Annotated in this window: 1 protein-coding gene (cut by both window edges); it reads right to left on the bottom strand. The window is 41.1% G+C overall.

Positions 1-23,862, bottom strand: part of the annotated coding region (locus tag C4533_05255; GenBank protein ID RJP28373.1) for a response regulator (this coding region is incomplete at its 3' end). Its footprint runs off both ends of the window (8,514 nt to the left, 13,925 nt to the right); 23,862 of its 46,301 annotated nt are in view.

The raw sequence follows: 23,862 nt of genomic DNA, 5'->3' as shown, positions 1-23,862 counted from the left end.
TAAGCACTAATAGTATCCCATCTGCCTTCTTTTTCTAACTGTATAGCTTTTGCTTCAACCATAAGATACCACCAAGTTCTTGTCGACTCTCTGGCAGTCATAATAAGAATAGGAAATGCTACTAACCAACCAAACCACGGGAATACCCCTTGACTCAAGAATACGCTTGCCACACCTAATCCGGTGATAATAACACTGAGAGTTATAACTGTCACAGCCACAACAATGGCTGTTCTACGCACAAAATCATTGTCTATAGTAGTAGCCCTGGCTAATGCCCAAACACCTGTAACCAAAACCGAGATGCCTAAAGTGGTAACAACCGCTGGAATTAAACCTGCGCCAAAATACATAGTAAATAACCACATAACAATATTGGAAGCGGCAACCCAGAAAAAATACCTATGAAAAAATGCTTTCTTGGTATCCATCTTATCCTTGAAATTCGGATCATTCTGATAACGTTCTTTGTATTCCTGGGTATTCTTGGATGTCATTATTTTCCAAATGCCTTTTGTCCAATCTATAAGATGGAAATCCACATATTTTCCTGTGTGCTGAGCCTCCTTAATTATTAATACGGCGATCGAGACTCCAAAAACAAGCGCTACAAAATGACTGGTGAATAGAGCAAGCCAAGCTGTACATATAATTTTCATTGCTAAGGCTGTTGTAGGAAGCTGGCTGGACCAGATTAATCCAACTTTACCGAGAAGTGGCACACCCATAAACAGGGCAAAAGCAACTGCGAAGGTAGAGACAATGGCCTTAAAAACTTTACCGGGCATACGGATCTTAAGCGGATACCTGGGATAAGATAAGTTTCTATCTTTATATTCTTTGGCTAGACGCAGCCTGAGATTAACTACAAGTCTATCGCTATCAGATCCAATATTCTTTAGCGAACCTATGACTCTTGTTTTAACTTGTTTTACCAGCGTTTCGATTTCTTTATCTATTTTTGCTATTTCCTTTTTCTTCTCCTCTATTTCTTCAAGCTTATCCCCAGACTTTTTGATTAAAGCCTCTAATTCTGCTACTTTTGTTGTCTTCTCTGCCTTAGCCTTATTGATTTCGCCTACTGCCACAGATATATTGGGGTCACTAAGAAGCATGGGGTCTATACCGGCTACTATATTCTCCATCCTTGAGATTCTATAATCCAATTCTGATATAGGGCTGCTTGAGGAAATCACCTCTGCTTTTAAGTTGTGTATCTGCATAAGGTAATCGGTGATTGCCTCTTCTACATCCAAAGAACCTAATATTTCCTGCTCGGCAATCTTCATTATCTTTTCTACGTATTGTTTGATATTGTCTTCCTTTCCCAGCAGTAAGTAATCCTGCAACCCTAAATCCAATATCAGATCATCAAGGAACTCAGCTAACCTTCTTAAATCCTGATCCCTAAAAGGTAAATATCCTTCTTTACCTTTCTCGACTTTTCCCTTATTATAATTTTCCCACTTATCATGCTGAGTAAGAATTAAAGCAAATAACAAGTATGAAATTGGTTTGATAAACCATTGCTCTATAAACAGATAACGGGCGTCTATATCATCGAAATTAAGCGCACCTAGGTCAGCAACAACTTCATCGTGTTTAGGATGGCCTTGTGGATAGAAGCCCTTCTTATCGCTATTAACATCGCCTTTAACTGTAACTTCTAAAGTAGCCTTATCAGCTATTAAATAGAATTTCTTAAGATAGTGGGATAAGTGGCCAATAAGATACAAGTGTCTATCGATATCGGCAAGCCTTGCTCTTATCTTCTGATAAAGCATCTTATTGACATCGCTTATTCTCGCTTCTGCATCATCAGCGGGCTCGAGAGCTAAATCAGCTAATTGCCCTTTTCTCTTCTTAGGCGAAGAGAACAAATTCTTAAGATTACCGAAGAAACTAACTATGTATAGGAATTTGGTAAAGAGTATTAACGCTATAGGAAGAACTACTGTCACGATAGCAAAACCTACGCCTACAATAATCAACAAAGGCTTTACTGTTTGACGCTCGTTTCTGTCTAAGAAAAGATTATGGATTAAATTATTTTTAGAGTGTTCGGATATATGTATTTCAGAGAATTCATTCGCTTTGTCAACTAACCCCTCTTCATTATACTGTCTGTGCATTACCGGTCTGAACCTATTACTATGTTCTTTTATGATTTCTCCCTGGAAGAACAGTTGAACTCCTTTTTCAAACTTATAATCCTGGCCATCTTCAAGGACGATCTTCCCGGATAACAACACCTCATCAGGATCCTGGCCCGCCCTGGCTAATAACAACTTGCGATCTTCCCCAAAATACGGACCATAATTACCGTCAACATAATTACCTAAATAATCAATAGTCCCTTCGCCATTATCATTATCAGCAACAAGCATATAACCTGGGTGATCCGGCAATACTATCGTAGTATGATTAATTGTCCTGCCGGTCATTGCGCTCTGGCCGAATCTCACATGGGCTATATCAGTAACATGATTCCAATCGTTGTCAGCGACCTTGGTTTCTTTAGCAACACCAAATTCATCGAAGAATACCTCTTTTTCATAATAAACACCTGGCCTTCTTAAACCTAAGGATGGATCTCTATCCATAGAAAGCTGGCTATAAAGCCTGCCGTCCGGATAAAGAGTTATTTCAACAATATCCCTTTTATTCTCTCTCTTGTCTTGATTTTCATAGACAAATTTCTCATTTTCAGCTCTAAGATTAAAAACTCTAGCAACCCAATTACTATCTTCCCAAGTCTTTGTAACATACTTGTCAGCATCAAAACCATTTTCCCTACTATATCTATATGTATACCCTTGTTTACCATATCCAAAATGTAATGGTCCAGCCTCTGTTGCGTTGAATATATCTGTGTTGAAAGAACCTAAGGTAATCCAAAGCGGATCGCCAATTAGTTCACCGGTATCAGGATCAATGTCATAACCATCCGCTCTCAACGCAATCTTGCCTTCGCCACTTTTACCTAGTCTGTATTTCTCCCTGATATATTCAGGGGCTTTAAGAGTCTCAGTCAGCCTTTGCGCATCAACATAACCTTCTATAGGATTATTAATATCAACGTCAATATTCATGCGCCTGTTTATAGTAGTAACATCAAAAATAAACAGACGATCAGTATAACTATGCCCTTTAGCGTTTTTAACAACAGCTTCAGTGGCTTGATCAAATGAAGCTGTTGTTAAAGGATACCAACCACCTTTCTGGTCTCTAACAATAACAACCGATTCTCTACCTATGCCTTGATTATCAAAATCAAATACATATATAGCCAATATAGGTCTATTGAAATCAACGAAGCCTTTATCATCTCTACCATAAAACTCCTGCAGTCTTACATTTCCATCAAAATCTCTATATGCCCTATACCAAATCCTGAAAGCCTCCTTATCTCCAGCCTGATCTGCATAAAATATTACCGAGTTGCTTGATATTATTATATTATTATCCCAATCAATCCTATCTAAAGTTCCATGACCTATTTCTACTGCGTAATTGTGACTATTGTAAATATGATAGGATGTGTTGGTCTCGTAGCTAACATCCAGCGCCTTAAGCAATGCGGGATTGAACAAATTATTTTCATAATTAAACTGCTCTGTTCTTTCAATCTTATATTTTGCTATGTCAGGCAACTCTGCCAACATCTCTCCCCAAGTCTTGCCAAACAGCCCGTTCTTCGTAAGGTGAAGTCTATATTTCCAGTAACCCTCATGTTCATCACGAACATCAATGAATAAAAGATGCTTGTACAGATCAACAACTAGCTTTTGGTTTTCATCTATACGGTAACTTAAAGCCACTGGTTCTTTCGAATCACCTGTTAAATCAAAACGCAAACTTATTATATGCTCTTGACCGTTATGGACATAATTAAACTCAATATCCGCTAAGCCCTCATCAGATATCTTTATTACCGGATCATCGCTTAATACACCTCTTTCTTCAAACGCTTGATAAGAGGGATTAAAACGGACTTCTGTTTTAGGATTTATAAATAAGATTTTAGCCCATTTTAAATCACTGGGATTAACTATTCCTAGTTCAGGATGTGAATTAAGGTTCCCCAAAATGACACCTATTTTATCAGCCCATCCATTCGGAAGATCCTCATAATTGACATTTACTGACTCTGATATTGCCGTCTCAGCAACAAAAATACCATCGACAATCTTTGTTATATACGCGACATCTCTATCTATGCCAAGCACCTTGCCTGGTATTATAAATAATCCTTTGCTAAACTTAAGTTTTATCTCTTCTCCCCCAGCTATACCGAATTCTCTTATGAATTTACCATCTTGGCTGAATTCTTTTTTTATGTTGAATGAAATATCTATATGCTGATCGTTACCCTGATTAATTCTCAGAATATTTTCCCCTAAATCTACTACCCAACCGGTCTGTTGACTTAAGTTAAATGTATATTCATCATCTGCATTACGATCAAAATCAGAATAAGTGCGCGCTACTGGCTCTTTTCCTGTTAGCCCTCTCTTTGCGGCTTCTCCTCCAATCAAGTCTGAAGTCTCTCCATCGATACGAACACTTACTCTCCTGACATCCCCATTACTCATATAGGGATCTACCCTAACTACACCCCAGGCATCATAGCCAAGATAATCAATAAGATTACCTTCTTCATCAACGTTCTGAACGATTATGACTCTCTTAACTTTATCTTCGGTCCCGGCTTTATATCTGATCTCTCTTATACCAATTTCCTGAGCATAATGAGCAGGTTCACCGGTAAATCCGGTTGCATCTGCATTCATTCTATAAACAGGAACTCCTCTTTCAGCCGGTGCAACAACCATGACATAAGACTCATCTAAGTTTGCTGAAGGATAATAGTATTCGGTGGGCTTGTCTTCTCTTGTGGTTAAACGCATTAAGCTGGCGCCATCATATATCTCCTGGGCTAAAGCAATGCGTTTTGCCCTATCAAGTAAGTCGCTGTTAGGAATCCATCTGGATGTGCCATCAGAATATGCTAATAATAAGTTTTCCTGGTATCTCGCCTCTAAGAAATCTTTTCCGAGTTGGTTCATCTTAACAGTGCAGAACTTGCCATTAATCTTTATACCTAATTCAACTAACGGCCTCCATCCCTCCAATAATGCATCTTCTACTTCCGGTATTCTTTCGTCTGGGTTGAGTCCTTTGACTTTCTTCTCACCTTTATCATATCTTCCGTTCTCATTGGCATCAAAATACCATACATACGGACCTTTGCCTTCAAACCTCGGGGTTACTGCTGGGGTTTCTGGCTGTGCAGGCTTTGCTGCCGGAACGACAGGAGTTTCGGAAGCTGGAGTTTCTTCTTCAGTAACTTTGACAGGTTCTTCTTCGGCCCGTGTTTCTTCTGTTGGTGCCGGTGCTTCCGCAGGTTTTGCTGCTGTAGTATCAGCAACTCCCACTGCTTTTACTCCGGCCGGTTTTGTTTCAACAGGCTTAGTAGCAACAACTACTGGCTCTGCCTCAACCGCCTCTTCTTGTTCTCTGCCGACTTCAACCAATTCACCCTTTGCTTCGGACCCGGCAATGCGATTCCTTAACTCTTCAACCGGATTATCGCCTAAATTTACGCCTAACCATGTCCATGCGCTTTCTACCGGCTTACTACTATTAAAATGCGGAGCAATGAATAACTCTCCGTTTCTATCAACCATAAAGCCCATAATTACTTCTTTATCCGTTGCGCCTTCAGGAGTATAAACCTGTACAAAATATCTGCTCTCTGCAGATCCTATTGCGGCTTTAACTAATGCTTCTTCCCTGGCTTTCAGCTCTGGGCTTACAGCTGTATCTGAGGTTACGCCTGAAGCTGGCTGGACTGGCTCTAATTCTACAGGAGCGACAGCCTCTTGTGCTTGGGCTAGCTCAACCTCTGGAGTCTGGGCAACTGGCTTTGAAACTTCTTGCTGGGCTGAGACACCCGTTAACCCTTTAGTTGCATCCTGATAGCCTTTTGAAAGTGCGTTAAATACCGGTTTAGCTCTGCCGCTATCATCAAATAACTCCAGGTCTTCTTCGGAAGGATTGATATCTCTATTCTTCCAACTTTCGCCTCTTCTTTCATGCCAGATCATTCCTACCAAAACCTTAGGATAATCTTTATATTGAGGATCGTTGTTGCCGGCCATAAATCTTGATAAAGCTTCGGTTGCGTTCCTGGCAAATTCTGCCTGGCCTTCTTTGCCTATTGAACCATAAGACGATTCACCGAACTCACCTATTGCTACTGGCTTACCTAAACCGGCTGCTAATCTGATGTGATAACCGAATTCAGCCGCTAATTCATCGGCGCCCATTACTCTTTTTGCCGGCCTGCCTTCATTCCAGTTAGGATATAAGTTCAATGCAATACCGTCAAAATTAGAAACATTCGGCCTCATCATCTCAGCAATATTCTCACTCATCCCGCCATGCCCTAAAAACACCAGATGGTTTGAGTCTTTTGCTTTATAAGCTGCTGCCAGGCTATTCATAAACCTGTAATATTCTTCGGCGCTCATGTTCACTGTATCCCATGCTCCGCTTCCAAACTGAGTTGTGCCTGCACCCGGGACATAATAGTCATTCTCATTGCCAAGTTGTACGAATAATACTGCATCCCCTAATCCTTTCATTTCAGTTGCCAGACGCTCAACACTCTTTCTGACTTGCTTCAGGTTTTCTGCTGTAGGATCTGCGAGGTAGAAATTATTATTACTGCCAGCATAAAGCCCGGCAAAATGCAATACTACCGCATGCATCCTGCCGTTAGTCTTTGCATGGACTCTTGTAATTAAATCTTTTAAGGATTTGAAATCACTATTTGTAGGATTATTCGGAGGCAGGTAGACCTTATAAACGTTGTTGCCTTGGCCGGCAAGCATTTCGGCAACTGCCTCTATAGGTTCAACTACGGGCATGAAATCTGTATGATAGCTTGAAATATGGCTGTTACCTGTATTCTGTTCTGCTGAGCCAAGAGCGAATAACAATCTTGGCTTACCCTGTTCATCTTTCTCAACAAATGCCCAGCCAAGGTTGCTGACATTTACGAGTTCTATTTCTCCTTGCGGAGGAGCGCGTATATCAGCTTGAGCAACAGACTGCTGAGCAGGTATAGTTTCATCTGTGGCTTTAACATTACCTTCTGCGCCTGTTACTTTCGGCATATCCCTTACAGCTGGAGTTGCTTTTTGTGTTTCGGAAGCCCTTCCATTACCCTCGGCAGTAATACTATCAACATTTAAGACGGCTCTTCCTGAAGGATTAATCTTCCTGCCAAAAGCCTCTTCTCCGGTATGGAAAGCTATGCGCTTAATATTACTTAAATCTACTGCCTCAACAACTATTGTTTTTGGTTCTTTAGTTAATGTATAAAGCCCTTGTAATCCTGTCGGGCTGTTTTCATTTGCTGATTTAGGTAATAGCTGGAGCATAAATTTGCCTTCTCCGCTAACGGTAAAGGTTAATTTCTGTTTACCCTGGACGTCAAATGGCCCGGTAATCCATTCAGATGCCCATCTTTCACCACTTGCCTGGTTCATGGATAAAGGTAATTCAGTTATGCTTGTGTCCTCTATTGCTTCAGCGTAGGCTTTCTCTCCGCCGAATATAAGGTCTAAGATCACATCACCGATTCTAGCGAGCAGTCCTTCTTCTCTATGATCATCGGATGTTTCTAAGCTTGCCTGTTTATTCTCTGATGGATTGGTAGCTTCAGCCGACTGAGCAGCTTCTGGGACAGCTTCAACTGATTCTTTTTTAGGTGCAGGCTGAGTTACTGCTGGCGCCTCATTTGCCGGAGCATCTGTTTTAGTATCAACAGAAAACTGTCCTTCTACATCATTATCTGGTGTACCGACATATTGAGAAATAAGCTCATCCCACTGTTCTTTTAATGTATCTTCGGTTAACGGTGTATTTAAGTATCCTCTCTTTACATCCGGTGAGTCTGCTAACATAAATACTTTAGCACCTTCACCATCAGTATTGAAGCCTGTCTTCTCATCAAAGAATAATCTTTCTTCTGCAAGCGCTATATCTCTTTCAATTATGCTGACAGGTATAAGAATAGGACGATAAGGCTTGCCTTTATGTTTGACATCGCCTAACTCAGGCTGATATTTACCATCAGCATCTGGGACTGCCAGCAATATCTCTTCTACTCCATCTCTTGTAACAATTACTGCAGTCAGGCCTAATGAATCGAAGTTCCTAGCTAATTCTGCTTCGCTGTAGTAACGAGAAGCACCTGTCTTAGGATCTGTTAAGGCGAATTTACCTTCGGACATACTTTTCAATAAAGCATAGCCTGCTCTACCGGGAACCCAATCACCATTGCTGATACCTTCAAAACCTCTTATCTGGAACCTGTAAACTATACCGTAAGGTGTCTTCTTTACTGCCCCGTTTTCATCGGTTGCAGGGACTGTAAATAAGTGGCCTGTATCTATTGCTTGCTTAACCTGCTCAGCGCTTAAATCTACTCTTCCGGCATTCCTGTCATATACTGGGCCGACTCCTTCAATATCTGCCTGAGCAACCTCTAAAGCTCTGCGGCCTAAATCTATAATTACAGGTAAACCGTTGCGTGCCTGGTTTAATACGATTATGTCTCTTGCATATTTACCCAAGGAAACTTTATTGCCGTTTATAATAATATAGTAGTCATTTCCTTCATGTATAATTCCGACTGAACGAAGCTCTTCTTCGCTCATATATCCTACTGCTTTGGTGTGTTTCCATTCTGCTTCGGTGAGTGCTTCAGGCCGTGTTCCATCAAGATAATGCTTCACTCCAAAACCTTCCAATAATTTAGCGTCTTTTATTGCTTCATCTCCCCAGACTACCAAATAGCTCCTGCCGTCTAAGGTGACATAATCAGCCTTGGCCTTTGGAGGAGCGCGTGTCTCAGGTAAACCTGCCGCTTCAATCGCGCGCATAGGTTCGTAAACAGCTTCCTGTATCCTGCCGATATTTGTGTCTTGTGTAGGTATGCCTTTGATCCTGCCGGCTTCGTCTCTTGGGACTTCATAAGTCTTGCCGCCGAATGAAAGTATCGGGAAATTAATACTGAAGTTGTCGAAATCACGGCCATTAATCATCCTTTTTTCATACCCTATCTCCATCCTTGAATCTGATTTACCGGGCAGAGGCAATAACAGGCTTGCCTGAAGCGCGCTTAAATTGTATCTTTCGTTATACATACCTCCTAATCTAATAGCTGCATCCTTAGGTAATTGAACCTCAACCCAGCCTTTGGCTTTGGTTGCGCTTCCACTCATAACTTCAGCATAAGCTGAAACAGGCCCGTAAATCTTACCTTTAAATGCCGCGCCTATATAAGCAAAATCTCCGGGTGACCATCTGCTTGTGTCATGCTCAGCGCGGACAAATACTTTAAATTCCCTGTCATTTTCCCTGTCTCTTAAACCGAATCCTACCTGGCCGAAACTAAACCCTTCGCGCACGAATATATCCTGCGGGACATAAAATTGCTGGCCAGTAAAAGGCTCATGCATCGCAATCTGGACTGTATCTGTATCGCTGTACCCTGCGATTCCGCCCTTTGCCTCAATGAATGCCCTGAAATTATTAAAGACTTCTTTCTTAAATTCATCATCAAAGTGGAATCCTACCGCATAAATCTGGCCGTCATCGCCTTCCTGAACATCGATTACACCGGCAATTGCTAATTTTATTATATGGTGCTCTGTGTCAAATACGAAATTGGCATTGTCAAATATTACCCAGTGGGTTTCTTTATAAGGCTCATATTCACCGGGTTCTGTTTCACGATACCCGCTTCTTTCGGCCCTTTCTATCTTAAAGAGGTTTGTTCCGGTCTCGCCTATCGGCGTGCGTATACCTAATGCAACTGCCTTCGTCTGAGGAGCGCCCTCATCAAGCTGCATAGCATTTACTGCCAGGTCAACTGCGGAATTTCCGAGCATAAACACATCTGTTGCCACTGCCTGATTACCTAAGAGGCCTTGAGTAAAGAACGAGCCAATTGAACCTTGCGGCCTTCTGGATTCTCTTATTTCTTTAAAATCTTTTTTGCTAAGGAAGAAGCCGTGTGGTATCTGTTTTCTTAAGCTTTCGCCTTGTCTTACTAGCTCATCCTCTGTCCTGATTAATTCCTGGCGCTGGGCTTCTGTGCCGAGGCCTGATTCCATAATCCTGTCTAAGTTATCAAGCAGCTCTTCCCTTGCAGGTATAAATTTCTCAAGCATATCAATCGCTGCAGCTATTCTGTCATTTCTCTGTTGTACAAATTCTCTGGCCTCTACTGCATTTGCTATTTGCTCTCTTAAGTATTCCTGCGCGTTAGCTAAGTCTTCCTGCAGCTGCCTATTGTATCTTAACCAATTGGCCATCTGGTCGTCTAACCAGACATTATATTCGGAAGCAGCAGGTATTAAGTTAAAAGTAAGGTCTTCTAACCTTGCGTTTGCTGCGTCAAACCTCTCCTGCCAATACTCAACACCGTCTCCATCAACTAATGAGTCGCGGTAAGCTTCTGCCTCATCAATACGGCCTTCCCAGTAAGGTATACCTTCGTTTACCAATTCATCTCTGTAATTAATTGCATCCTGAAGGCGGCCTTCCCAGTAAGGCACATCTACTGTTCTTAAGCCATCCCTGTATTCAGTAGCTGTGGTCAATCTTCCTTCCCAGTAAGGTATATCTTCATTAACAAGCTGGTCTCTATATTCGTAAGCCTCATTGACCCTTCCCTGCCAGTATTCAACATCATCTTCTGAGCCGTTCTGCTGGGCATCTAAAAGCTGCGCTTCTAATCCGGGTATGCCCCATTCTGTATCTGTTAAGAGGCTATTCAATGCGCTTTGTGATTCTGATAAATTAGCCTCCAGGCCCGGTATACCCCAATCTCCGGTTTCTACTGAAGAAAGGTCATCTCTTGCCTGGTCTAACCTTGCCATAAGGCCTGCAATACCCCAGCTTGTTGTATCAGGGTTTAGAAGTGCGGTTAATTCCTGATTAGCTTCTTCAAGCCTTTGCTGTAAACCTGAAATTCCCCATTCTCCATTTGTAACATCATCCAAATCTCCTCTGGCTGCTTCAAGCTGGGCCCTTATCCACTCCCTGCTCCATTCTGTATCTGCGCTTCCGTTTAATGCGTTAAGTTCTTCAATCAAAGCATTCCTTGCCGCTTCTGATTCTTCTATTCTTGCTGCTAAATCTTCCATATCGTTTTCGCTTATCTCAAGGAGATGCTCATAATATGCTACGCCTCTCTGGGCATTCAATATTGATTCCGCTATCTGCAGGTTTGACTCAGCGGTATAGGCCTCTAAAGCGCGCCTGGCGTTATCCGGTGAACCATACCAATTGACATTAGCTAAAGCAGAGGCGCGTATTAACTGACCGCTATACATAGCTACATTTCTTCTTCCGGTAAGCACATTATATACCGCGTCAATAGACTCGTCTTCTAAGGCGGTAAGCCTGCCTAACCAATTCTGGGAGATCTCAAGTTCGCCGTTATAATACTCAAGTTCATTGTACGCTGATTCCAGTAATTCACGGTAATAATCCGCCAAGCCGTCATTTCCTTCTGAAACATACTGAGCGATCAAATCAGTGAAGTTGGAAATGTTGCCATTAACCCTGCTGATTTGTTCTGTTAAGAAATCGACTCCTTCTCTTGCCCTGCCAAGCTCGTTATTGTAGAAGCCCATTGCATCATTGAGGTTAACCTGTGCCTGCAATAACTGCTTAGTAAGGAAGATTATCCTTTCTCTCTGCTCTACCTCAAACTGCTTGATAATATATTCCATATACATTTTATTATCTAAATCAATACGGGCAGATTCCATTGAGCGGGGCAGTTCCTGATAAACGCCTCTTAACCATTCGTTGTATGTCTTACCAGCCCTCCAATAAGCTACTTTTCTTACATATTCCAATACGCCTTTTACATATGCCTCGTAATCTTCCTGCGATGCCGGAGTATATTCAAAATCCAGCGGCGCTCCATTTCTTTCCAGCTTGATTTCGCCTGTGCCGCGCCTTCTCTCAATATTAATTCTTGCTTCCTCTATATCTCTTCTTTCGATTAATCCGGCGGGAGGAGCGTCCAGATACCTTCTGTTTCCGTTCTCATCTATCAATACTGCGTATTTGCCTTTTGCTTCCTGGTCAACCGCGTATTCAACTATAGCAGGTATTAAGCTGCCGTTTGCGCCTTTGGCTGTTAACTGGCTGTGATATGTCACCACTGTGCCGGGTTTTAATGTGATCTTTAAGCCATTACCAAAACTAATCGTTACTTCATCAGCCAGCACATCTACAGGTATGCCTCTTAACACCGAAGAATCATGGATAAATACAGTCCTGGGAACATCTGCTCTAAATGTCCTGATTATGGCATAAGGCACATCGAGCTCTTCAGCTTTAACTTTGGCAAAAGGCCTTCCATCAATACTGTATTTTGTGCCTTCAGTAAATCTTGCATCATAGGTTATCTGCCAGTCATTTTCTAAAGTCTGGGCCTTTATCTTCTTACCGGTGTTAACCTGTATCTCTGTGCCCTGCGGAAGAGTTATAACTTCCGGCCTGTTAGCAGGATCAACAACGTTTAATGTGCCCCTTGCGTTATCCGGATTAACGACAAACTGCTTACCTACAAGGCCCCTGGTTAATGCCAAATATTCAAGCTTAGCTATATGCAGTGAAGGAATAATTATGTTGCCTGTATATGGATTGATAGGCACGTTTAATGGCGTTGTTTTTACAGAACCATCGGGATTATAGAAATAGGTGTTGAATATTTCAACAGGGGCAATACCATCAGCCGCAACAGGTATCTCCTGCTCTGACTGATAGACTATTATTTCCCTGTCTCTCAAATTAACTTCTCCGCCAAACCCGAGTAACGCGCTCATATACTGGCCGTTTCTCATGTAATCTACCAGTGACGGGATCCTGTAAGCGCCCTCTTCCATCCACGCGCCCTGGTCAACCAAGAAATCCTTTGTAAAATCATGGTACATATTGGCGACCGAGAGCGTTGTGCGCTCGCCGGTATCAATATTATTCCTTATAATAATCTGGTTATTCCCTTTTCTTTCAATCCAATATATATAAGAAGGATCGGTATTTAACATTGCTTCTTCAAGGGCGGCTTTCTGCCTTGCTGAGAAGATTACTATTGCCGGATATTCTTTGTGTTTCTCGCCTTTAAATATGCTCTTAAAGAAATTACCGAGGTCTTCGCCGGGTATGGTTAAGTTTACGCCTTTTTTGCTATGCTGTTCAACCACCTGCTCATTTTCTAAGTCAATCAGCGGGAAGTAGGCAAATTCGTTACGCTGTAAATTCAACAGTGTAAGGCGGCCTCCGAAGAGCGACAATTTTCCAAGGCCGATATCGATTATTTTAAGATCTAATGAAGGAGGCTCTTTAATAAACAATACTGCGCCGTCACGCTCTGCCTTAGCAACCCTTGGCTGCTGGATTATATTTAATAAACTATCGACTAAGGACAAGCCGCCAAAAACATCAATGCTGCCGGCTTCAAATAAGCCGGTCAGGATATTTATTGCATTTACGTAATCATAGCCTTTACCGCCAACGCCTAAACCAATAAACAGGTTATTGCCTGCCTTAAAGCTTAACAATGAATTAGAAGTCTGGGTATTTAAGGTAAGCAATATCTGCATAATATCCTTTTCCCTGTCTTCATTGCGCTGTGCGATTACTTCCTGCAGCCTTTTTAATTGGTTGACTGTGTTCTGGCGGGCATTATCTATGCTTGCTTCAAGTTGCCCGATGCTTAAATATCTCTGTTCTCTGGAAACAAAAGTCAAGCCGATGTCATCCGGTATGTCTGTTGCCTTACCTTCATTAGCGATAGTAAAAGGATTATCCCCTGATTTTGCAATGTAGAACCAGATAGTGCCTGCAACCGAAGCTCTAGCATCCGGTGTGTTCCATCCATGGCCGGTAGGTATATTATTATCTGTTGCGTAAGGAAGCACGCCTTCACGCCTGATACTATCAAGCTGGCCAAGGTAATAATCTGCCTTATCCTGCATGCCCATTGCCTGATATGCAGAAACCATCCCGGCAGTCCATTCAGGGGTTACGGTAGGATTGCGTTTCCTGCCTGCATCTTTTGGATTGGCAAAATCAAAACCTTCGACCTTTGTCCCTTCTTTTTCACCTGGAATTAAGTATTCGTCCTTAACTTTTGTTTCTTTTTCCGCGGCTCTTAATAATGCCTCTGGGTCAATGCCCATACTTGCCAATTTATCCCTGCCCAGAGCGATTATCGCCCAGGAAGCTGTGTCCGTAGCAAAGCAATGGTCGCCATTTCCGTCTAATTTTAATCCGCGGTAGAACCTGTGCTCTTTCTTGTCATAAGCAGATGTTGCCAGCCAGTTGGCAATTTTCTCTTTTGCTGCTGAATATTTTTCAGGGTTCGTAATCCCCGGCATCTGAGAAAGCATATTAAATAACGCATAAGCATCAATATTCTCTTCTGTCGCATGGCCGGTAAATAATGAATAAGCTGTCGCTTCTTTATTTGCGCTTATATTGTAGCCAAGCTCTATACCGCCGTCTTCATCCTGGATTTTTATTAATGCATCGGCAATTGCAATAGCTACAGGTAAATATGTATTGTCATTAGTCCTTGCCGTATAAGTAAGTATTGCCATCGCAAGCCAGGCATTAGGGCCGGCCCTTACAACAAACTCTGCTTCCTTGCCGTTTCCGGCATCATAAGCACATGCAAAACCGTGGAATTCTTTCCCATCCGCTGTTAATCTCGTATATTCTCTTAGATAAAAATCGAGCGCGGCCTTAGCTGATTCTACGTTTAAGCTGTAATAAAGACCTAAATTCTCATCTAATCCTTCTGCACTGAATGCCGGCTGAGGATTATTCACTGAAAGAATTATTCTTGCTGCCTGATCATAAGTGAATGCCTGGTTATTCTCTATTGCTCCGCCAACGTGGCTTACCCAGAGTCCGGTTGGCTTTGTTGCTTCTTCGTGAGTATTTGATTGGGTAATCTTCATTTCAACAGTATTATAATTACTCTGTGATTCAACACTTCTATGTATAGAATCTATCTGGAGTAAACTAGAATTATACAGTTCTTCTAACCAACGTTGAGCCAATCTCAATTTCGCTGCGTACTCGCCGTCTTGAGATTTCTGGATTCTCGGATTAATCTCATCTCTGACTTGCAAGAAAACAATCTTTTCTAACTCTGCTTTCTTAACCATCAAGCTACTCGTTTCTTCTTTTCTTTCTTTAACTACTCCAGCTTCTCTATCCATTAACGATTCTGCAGCTATAAACCACTCAGCAGCTAATTCATATTTTGCTTTTGATTCTTTCTCCCTACCTTCAAATAATAATCTTCGACCGTCTTCAGCATATTTTTCTGCCAAACTGATAGCTTCTGCATAATTATTAGTAACTATAAAAGTATCGAGATGCGAGCTATTCTCATTAATGTCATGCTGCAACCTAATAGTTCTTTTTTTGAATAATTCAATTACTCTTCTTGCTTCTTCTTTTACATGGAAATCTTCATTTTTATCTTCAGTAATCAATTTAAGCGCCTCAAGCACACTATCATTATCTATCTTACCCAAAGCCTGAATAGCGGCTGTTCGTACAAAGAATTCCTCATCCTTGTTCTCTACTGCTTTCAAGAGCGAATTAATAGCAGAATCATTTCTAATATTTCCTAGAGCCAAAGCTGCTGCTTCACGCCTATAGGCATCAAAAGAGTCAACTTTTTTCTGGGTATTGTTTAAAATGGTAGTAAGGATTTTAATAACTCGCTCATTATTAAAGTTACTCAGGGCTTCTATAGCTGCTATATGAACTTTATAATCTACGTGCACAGCACGTACTACCCCCGGATATATATAAGGATTTACGTCTGGTTGATATTTATAGATTTGAAGGATTCCAATTAAAGAATCAATGGCACGCGAATCCTTGAAGTCACCTAAAGCTTTAATTATGGCTATTTGTAAACTAAATTTACCTTTTAAGTTAGAACTAATTAATAATTTACTAATAGGCTCCACTGCTCTATTATCACCTATTTTACTGAGCGTAGCGGCAACATCCTCCCAAATTCCTAGACTATATTCATTGGCTAATTCTCTAATCAAGTATTCAACTGCTGGTTTTCCTACTTCAACGATTCTTCCCCAATCTTTTTTCGCAATAAGATACAACACTTCCTCATTAATACCTTTTGGAGACCACCTTAAAGCATCTAATATTCTTACCAAATTTTCTTCAGTCACCTCTGTTCTTATAGAAGGAGATGTTCTTTTCTCCAGAATTCTAGAAAATAAATCAAAATTGTCTATTGCCAATCTCATAAATTCAGCATTGCATTTTTCATCGTTTATCAAATTACCTAAGGCACATATCGACGCGGCACATATGCCATCAAATTCACTGTTCACTTTCTTGAGTAAAACACTTATTGCGCGCGGATCGTTAGACTTACCTAATGCATCTATAATTGCATATCTAGTACCTAGATCCCAGTCGTAATCCTTTTCTAACAAAATGCTACTAAGCACTTCTACTACTCTATGATCGTTATATTTAGTAAGTTCGGATATGGCCGAAATACATGCGCTATCCTTGAACTGCCGCGACCAAGGATCTTGCAAGATATTAACTAATTCGCTAAAGCTTCTTCCATGGGTACTTATTGTTGAGTTAGCTGGTTCTGCAAAACTGTCGTTTGTCTGGTTATTGACTAAGCCTATAAAATATTTTTCTACATCTAATCTGGGACACATAGACTCTTGATTTATGGGAAATGTGTTCTCTCTATTTACGTTATTATCAAAATCTCCTGCTTTAGCTAGAGCCCTATTAGGATCAACTACGCCTGAACCTAACAAATTTTCCCTGAAGTGCTTGTCGTCTATAGGTACTGCTGTATCTCTAATAATTCTAAAAGCTTGCTGGGGAGTTAATTCTGGATTAGCTTGCAACATCTGGACAATTAGAGCAGCAACACGAGGCGCAGCTACTGAAGTTCCTTGCGCTTTAAGGTAATAGCCGTTATAAATTCCCTGGATATCTCCAAGAGCACAAATATCTACATATCTACCATAGTTTGAATATTCAGCTTTGTTATTCAACCTATCTACCGCAGCAACAGCAACAACCTCATCAAAAGCAGCAGGATAAGTCATCTCCATACTATTATCATTACCTACAGAAGCAACAATCACCACTCCTCTACTATGCAATTCTCTTATTATTGCCTGTTGAAAAGGATCTGGAACATTATTCCCAGCGCTGAAATTAACCACCCCAGCTCTTACTTCCGGATGTTGCCGCATATAAATCAAAACCTTAAACAACCCTTCGGTTAACTTATAATCAAATTTCCTACCGTTATCCTCAACGCATATAGAAACAATTTCCACATCCGGAGAAACATTTCTTAATACACGCGCTGCCAAACTTCCATGTGTAAGCCTATTTTCTAAATCGCCAGAAACATCTCCTTCGACAAGCTCTTTGTTCACTCCTGAATTAAACACGAAGGAAACCACCATACCTTCTTGAATTGTAGATTCAGTTTCTGGTATTGCCATTAAATCTTTCAAAATCGGCAAGTTTATTTCTACTGTTTTCTTAATATATGGCGTTGGATTAAACCTAAGCGCATTTTCCAAATCCCCGATCGCGGCGTCTAACTGATTAGTAGCAAAAAGAGCAATTCCTCTTAAATAATAAGCCTGTGAATATTCCGGCGATATAACAATTGCCTTGGTTAATTGAGATACCGCTTCTTCATAGTTTCCCTCATAAAGATTAGAGGCACCTAAATTAATAAGGTCTCTTATAGCTATGGGGATGGAATCGATATTTATTAAGACCGGTTCAATCTTATCTGATTTGACCTCTCTGGCTTGTTTTAACTCGAATACACTTAATCGTGCCTTATCTTCAACGTAATCCTCTCTATCTATCCCTACTGCTGGTCTTTCAGCCGTAGCCTCTGTTGTAGATGCCTCAGTAGCTGCTGCCTCTACGGGCTTTGCAGGAGCAGGTACAGGTAAAGGTTCAACAACGACCAGAGGCTTCTGTTCAACAACCGGCTCTTCTTCTGTATCTGCCACATTACCTTCAGCGATATTCTTTATTTCTCCTGCTCTTTCTGCGGTTACTTCAACCGGTCCGCCTGTACTTCTGACTATCTTGAACAATTTATGCCTCTGTGCACATGAAGTATCATAATTCCTTCCGCCGTGTCCGGCAGCCAAAACCACTTCCGTTTTCTCATCCAAGCCTAAAACTTCCGTTTTGTAATAGTCAACCAACTTTCTTGCTTGTTCAACCTGATCATTAAATTGCTCTGTGGTAAGTTTAGGTAATTTTGCCGCTGAACCAAATTCCAGTAAAGCTACATTATCTTTCTTTAAGATATCGGAAACGTTAGCGCTCCAAGGAAGGTCAACAACTCTTCCTTCCTGGACTGTTAACAAGCGGGTATCACCATTTGCGTTATGATAGAATAAACCGATATATTCATCTGAATTAAGGTGCACTTCGACAACTGCTGAGCCTGGATATTGAGCTTGTATTCCTTTAGCGACTTTCTCAAAATATAGCCTGCCGGCTATATTTGCCGGGACTTCGTAATATTCTAAATTTAATGCATCTTTGAGGTGTTCGGCGATTACTGCGGCGGCAAGGCCTTCGGGAACTGCATAGTTACCTTTTGTATCAGCTTTAATGCGCGGATCAGAGAATAGGATCTTTGCTAAGAGGCTTTCAGCTGTGAAACCTGCAGGAGGAGCCCTTATTTCCTGTTGGGCTACTGCGTCTTTACTATGATCTTCTTCTCTATCAACCGCAACCGGCTCTGGAGTTACTTGAGGCTGAGTTGCTGCTACTACCGGCTCTGCATCCTGCGCAGGCTGCGGTTCTACTTTAACCGACGCTACCGCCTCAGTCCTATCTGTCGTTACTGGAGCTGCATTAGCCGGAGCTTCTTCACTGTGACTTTGTGACTTTGTGACTTTGTGACCTATATTTTCTATAGTAAGCTCCTGCCCTGGCATAATTAAATCAGGATTATTGCCGATTACCTTTTTATTAGCTGCATATATCTGCGGCCAAAGGCTTGCTTTACCCAAATGCCTCTTCGCAATCTTAGAGAGATTATCACCTGAAACTACCGTGTATTTAACGTTCGCAGGCTCTGTAGCATTGCCGGATATAGTTGCATCAACAGCTGGAGCTGCATCTTCAGCTTCTGCAACCTCCGGAGCTAACGTAACTAACTGCTGCTGTGCCCAAGTGTTTAAATAATCTTCAAATTGAGTAAAGTCGGTGATAGTTTCAGGAGCGGGCATACCATAACCAAAATCAGAAACATCAGAGCCAAAGTTATATAGAGGTAAATAAGCTTGTCCGCTTGTGGTAGCCGCATATGCTCCCTTCATAGGCAATAATAAGAAAGCGACTACTCCAGCAACGACAGCTACTAACGCCACGCCAACAGCTGGTAATACTCTATGATAAAAATATTCTTTTCGAGTTATCTTTGGTAATACTGCATCAAGCACTCTAATAAGCCGACTATTTACATCACGTTTTGTATTCAATAAACCGTAGTCTCTTAAAACACCATCTGTAACTATATCTTCAATATTATTGGCTTTTATAACACCCAATATAGTTTTGTCAGTAAGTTCACTATTTCTTTCTAAAATGGTAAGAAGGATAATATAAATGATATCCTGGTGCGAGAAAAGACTCGGAAGCTTGGTCTTTATAGCTTGTTTTATCTTATCAGCTGTAACCATCCTAACTTCCTCGATTAAGTTAGCCCACCCTCTCATCGTTTTCATAGTTCCTGCACTCTGTTTTAAATATTCCTGGGCATCTGCAAATATCTTTTCTATATCATCTCTTACTTCATCTCTTACTTCATCTCTTAATAACGAAATTAACAAATCCAAACGCTCCCTGGCAGTTAAGACATATTTCCTATCTTTAATAATTCTCCTAAACTTTGAGATTATAGTATAGAATGATAATTCGCTTCTTGATGGTAAGTATTCTGCAGCTATGCTTTCAAAAGCTTCTTGCCTCTTATTAAGCTTGGCTACTTTCTCCGCCCTCTTCCAGAACACAGGAGCTATTTCTTTTAGATCGTTAAGAATTGTGTATCGGTAATTTGTATTGGTGAATGCAACATCTGGAGCATCTTCGATATGCTGATAAATCTTATCTAAAGTTTGAACTGAATAGATATTCTCACCCTCTACACCTAAGTCTTCCATAATATCAAATATATTTAAAGAAGAATTCTCGCGCAGAGAACTGTTTATCCTCTCAAAAGCCGATTCTATAACTGTCTCTAATCCTGCTATCGCCTCACTTAATCCTACAGCAGCATCATCAATTAATCCGCTCTTTTCAGTAACTTTACGCTCATACGTACGTATCTTGCCACGTATTTTATCATATCTATCATAGGCCGCCTTTTTATCAATCGGGCTTGAAGCGCCTCTCTCATTTACTGCTTCTATAGCCTTCCTTACGGCTTCTTCAAGCTTGGAGAACCTGAATGGCTTCTGGATAAAATCATCCATTTGGCCTAAGGCTGCGTCTTCCTCGTAAGCAGTAATCTTGATAACATAAACAGGTGCCTCAGATTTGATTCTGGCTGTGAGTTCGTTACCGCTTATATCCGGTAACCCGATATCGGTAATTATAAAATCTACCCCGCCTTGAGTTAATGCTTCCTTGAATTTACTTAAAGCCGATATACCATTACTTGCAGTAATTACTTCAAATCTAACCTTTAAATCATCCTCCATGCCTTTTAACATTACAGGCAGCATCATCAAAGTATCAGCATGGTCATCAACAACCAAAACCCTGTATTGATTATGCGAAATCGGGCTGCTGGATGCCTCTTCGTCTGAGGCGTGACTAGTTTCACTTTGGAGAGAAACGCCAATCAGTTCTTTAGCTATAACTAACAAATCATCATAAAAATCGGGTGACTTTCTAAGGAATCTATCTATTATTTTTTCCGCAAGATAGTAATCAGGCCCGCGTTCATCAACCGTCTGCACGCTAACCATTATAATTGGTGTTGTCGGGCTGACCTCTTTAACAGCGCGCGCTAATTCATGTCCATTCATAAGTTCTTCTTCATATTCCCCGCGCATGCTGTCATCAGTAACAATCAAATTAAACGGTCTGTTTTCATTTCTTGCAGCCACAAACAAATCAAGCGCCTCTCTGCCTTCTTTGGCAACAACAACATCCTCAACCATAGCTCTAAAACCTCTTTTTAAAGTCGTGCCCATAAATTCCCTAAGAGGTTCTTCATCGTCAACCACAAGGATTCTGATCGGGCTGGAGGAAATAATAATCACGGTAGATTGTGTACCTAAAGTCATGGTTAAATTACCAAATACTGCTACTCCGAAATCTCTTAAAGAATAAAATTCAATTAATAAATCAAGCAGTAAGCTTAAATTATAATTATACTCTGCAGCCTGCGCTTCCTCTTCTGCCCTAATTCCGGACATAATCATACCCGGTAACATCTCTAATAAAGCAAGATAGAAATAAGCATTATCCGGCCCTACGGGGCTTGAAGCTTCGCCTTCTGCAATTATTGCAACTGGTATTTGAATAGCGGCTTTTGTAATCCTTAACTGCTCGGTAATCTTATGCAAGAGCTCATTTAATTCTGCAATATCTTCCTCGCTGAAACCCTTTGAATGTCCGGATCTTATTAAGTCCTTTTTAATGCTTAGCAGATGATCAAATAAACACTCAGGGCATGAACCATGGCTTAATCCGCCTTTACCTGACTCATATTCTCTGATATCTCCGATGAGAATGAGCCCGTGTGCATCATTGTAACAAACAGGGACATTCCAGCCTATCGCCTTAAATATCTTACCTATATATGTGCCTTTGCCTGCTGCGATCATCTGGTATAAATAATAGTCCTGATTTCGCGCCTCTTCCCTTAGGGCGTCAAGGCCGACTACATCAATTACAAAATCTGCTTTTAATTCTGCTTTAAGTTCCTCTGAAGCGTTAAATTCCCAATTACCCCACATCTCCTCAAATACATTTTCTGCGCCTTCTCTTATTGGTGTGCCTTCTGCAAAAACAACAGTCTTAAGCGCTGCCATAAATTCCCTGGTTATTTTTGCCTGCTGCGCCCTGTTGTAAGTATCTAAGGTAAATACTTTATCTATTAATTCATCACTTATAGCTGTTTTATTTTCAGAAACAAAATCTTCCTGCTCCCACATTGTATCAAAGAGCTGCTTGGCAGCTTCTCTGGCAGGAACGCTGGAACGATCTTCTGTGGCAGCGGCGATGAACTTTTGGGTAAACAACTCAAGTACTGCCTGACGGTGCTCTCCGCTTAATTCATCGAGTTTAATAGGGGACGATGCTCCTGATTTATATTCGACAAAATAAGGCCTGTGTTTTATGGTGGGCTTGACGACCTTAAAATCTCCTATTCCTATATTATTCAACATAACCTGCAATTTGTAAGCTATCTCTATATCATCCAGAGTAACTTCAAATTCATCTAGAACTCTGTCTAAAATATCTGTTGCAGCAATAGCCACCAATTTGTTTAACATGCGGGATCTTTTGGAATCCCTGAATAGAGGCGTAATCTTTAATTCAACTAATTCAGACAATCTGACCTCGATTGCTTCTTCACGAGATATTGGCGAAGAAGCTTCTCCTGATTCTTTAATCGGGCTAGAGGCTAATTTGTTAACATCAATTCCGAATATAGTGGAAAATCCGGAGTTGAATTCTGACCTAAAACTCATTGTATTCTGCTTGGCTTTCTCGATAACACCATCTATAACAGCTTTGTTTTCTGGCATCTGCAATAACAACATAATTGCCAAAATAGAATATCCGTATTCATATCTATATGATGAATTTCTGCTGGTATAATTAACACTACTTCCTTTCGTTCTTACGCTACCCCAGCCCTGATAAAGCTGCAAGGTCTTAGCTGCTTCCTCTAATATCTGGCAATTGGTTATAATCTTGAATTTGTTCCCCTTGCCTGCCAATTCTTCTGCGTAACCAATTAATTTATCTTCTAACAAGCTTCTGTAGACATAGGGCCCTATCCAAGGATCATAAAGCATTTGCTCCCAATTAGAGAATCCATAGGATATCTCTTCTCCATAAATCTCTCTGAACCGAGGCTGTACTGTCTTCTCCCAGAAATCTTGGTGTAATGATCCGTCTCCAGTATTAGCAAAAGCAAAGTTCATGCCGAAATCTGCACGGCCTTCTTTAATATAGTGAGCAAGAGCAAAAATTGGATCAACGTCAGCAAATAACGCAAACACCACAACATAATACAATTCATTCAAAAGATATTTACCTGTCCTATTTCCACCGAATAATTCATCCTTTATAGCAGCTGGCAAGCTGTCTCTCTTGCCAAAATCGAGGAACGCGCTTTCATCCTGGCCATATGCATACCACAGACTATAATACCTGCTGGGGTCATATACGAACTCTGCCGAAGGCTCAGGTTCAACAGCAACAGTCAAACGGGTTGGCTGTTCAGGCTCGTTATTGCTTCTAAAACATGGCCCGACCATATGTCCTACAGCAGAAACAAACAGCAGCCCGCCTAATATGTCTAAAAGGATGTCCCTTCTTGTTATGGTTGACTGTTTAGTTTCATGCTCGGTAACAACACTTCCTCTTGTTTCACTTTCCGGCAGCCCTGCTAATGCCCTAAGTATCTGGGCTCTTTTTTCAACCGGCGGATGGGGATTAAGA

The sequence above is a fragment of the Candidatus Omnitrophota bacterium genome (assembly GCA_003598025.1).
Classification (GTDB): domain Bacteria; phylum Omnitrophota; class Gorgyraeia; order Gygaellales; family Profunditerraquicolaceae; genus Profunditerraquicola.
The sequence above is the reverse complement of the archived record's forward strand: the minus strand, read 5'-3'. Positions and strand labels throughout refer to the sequence as shown.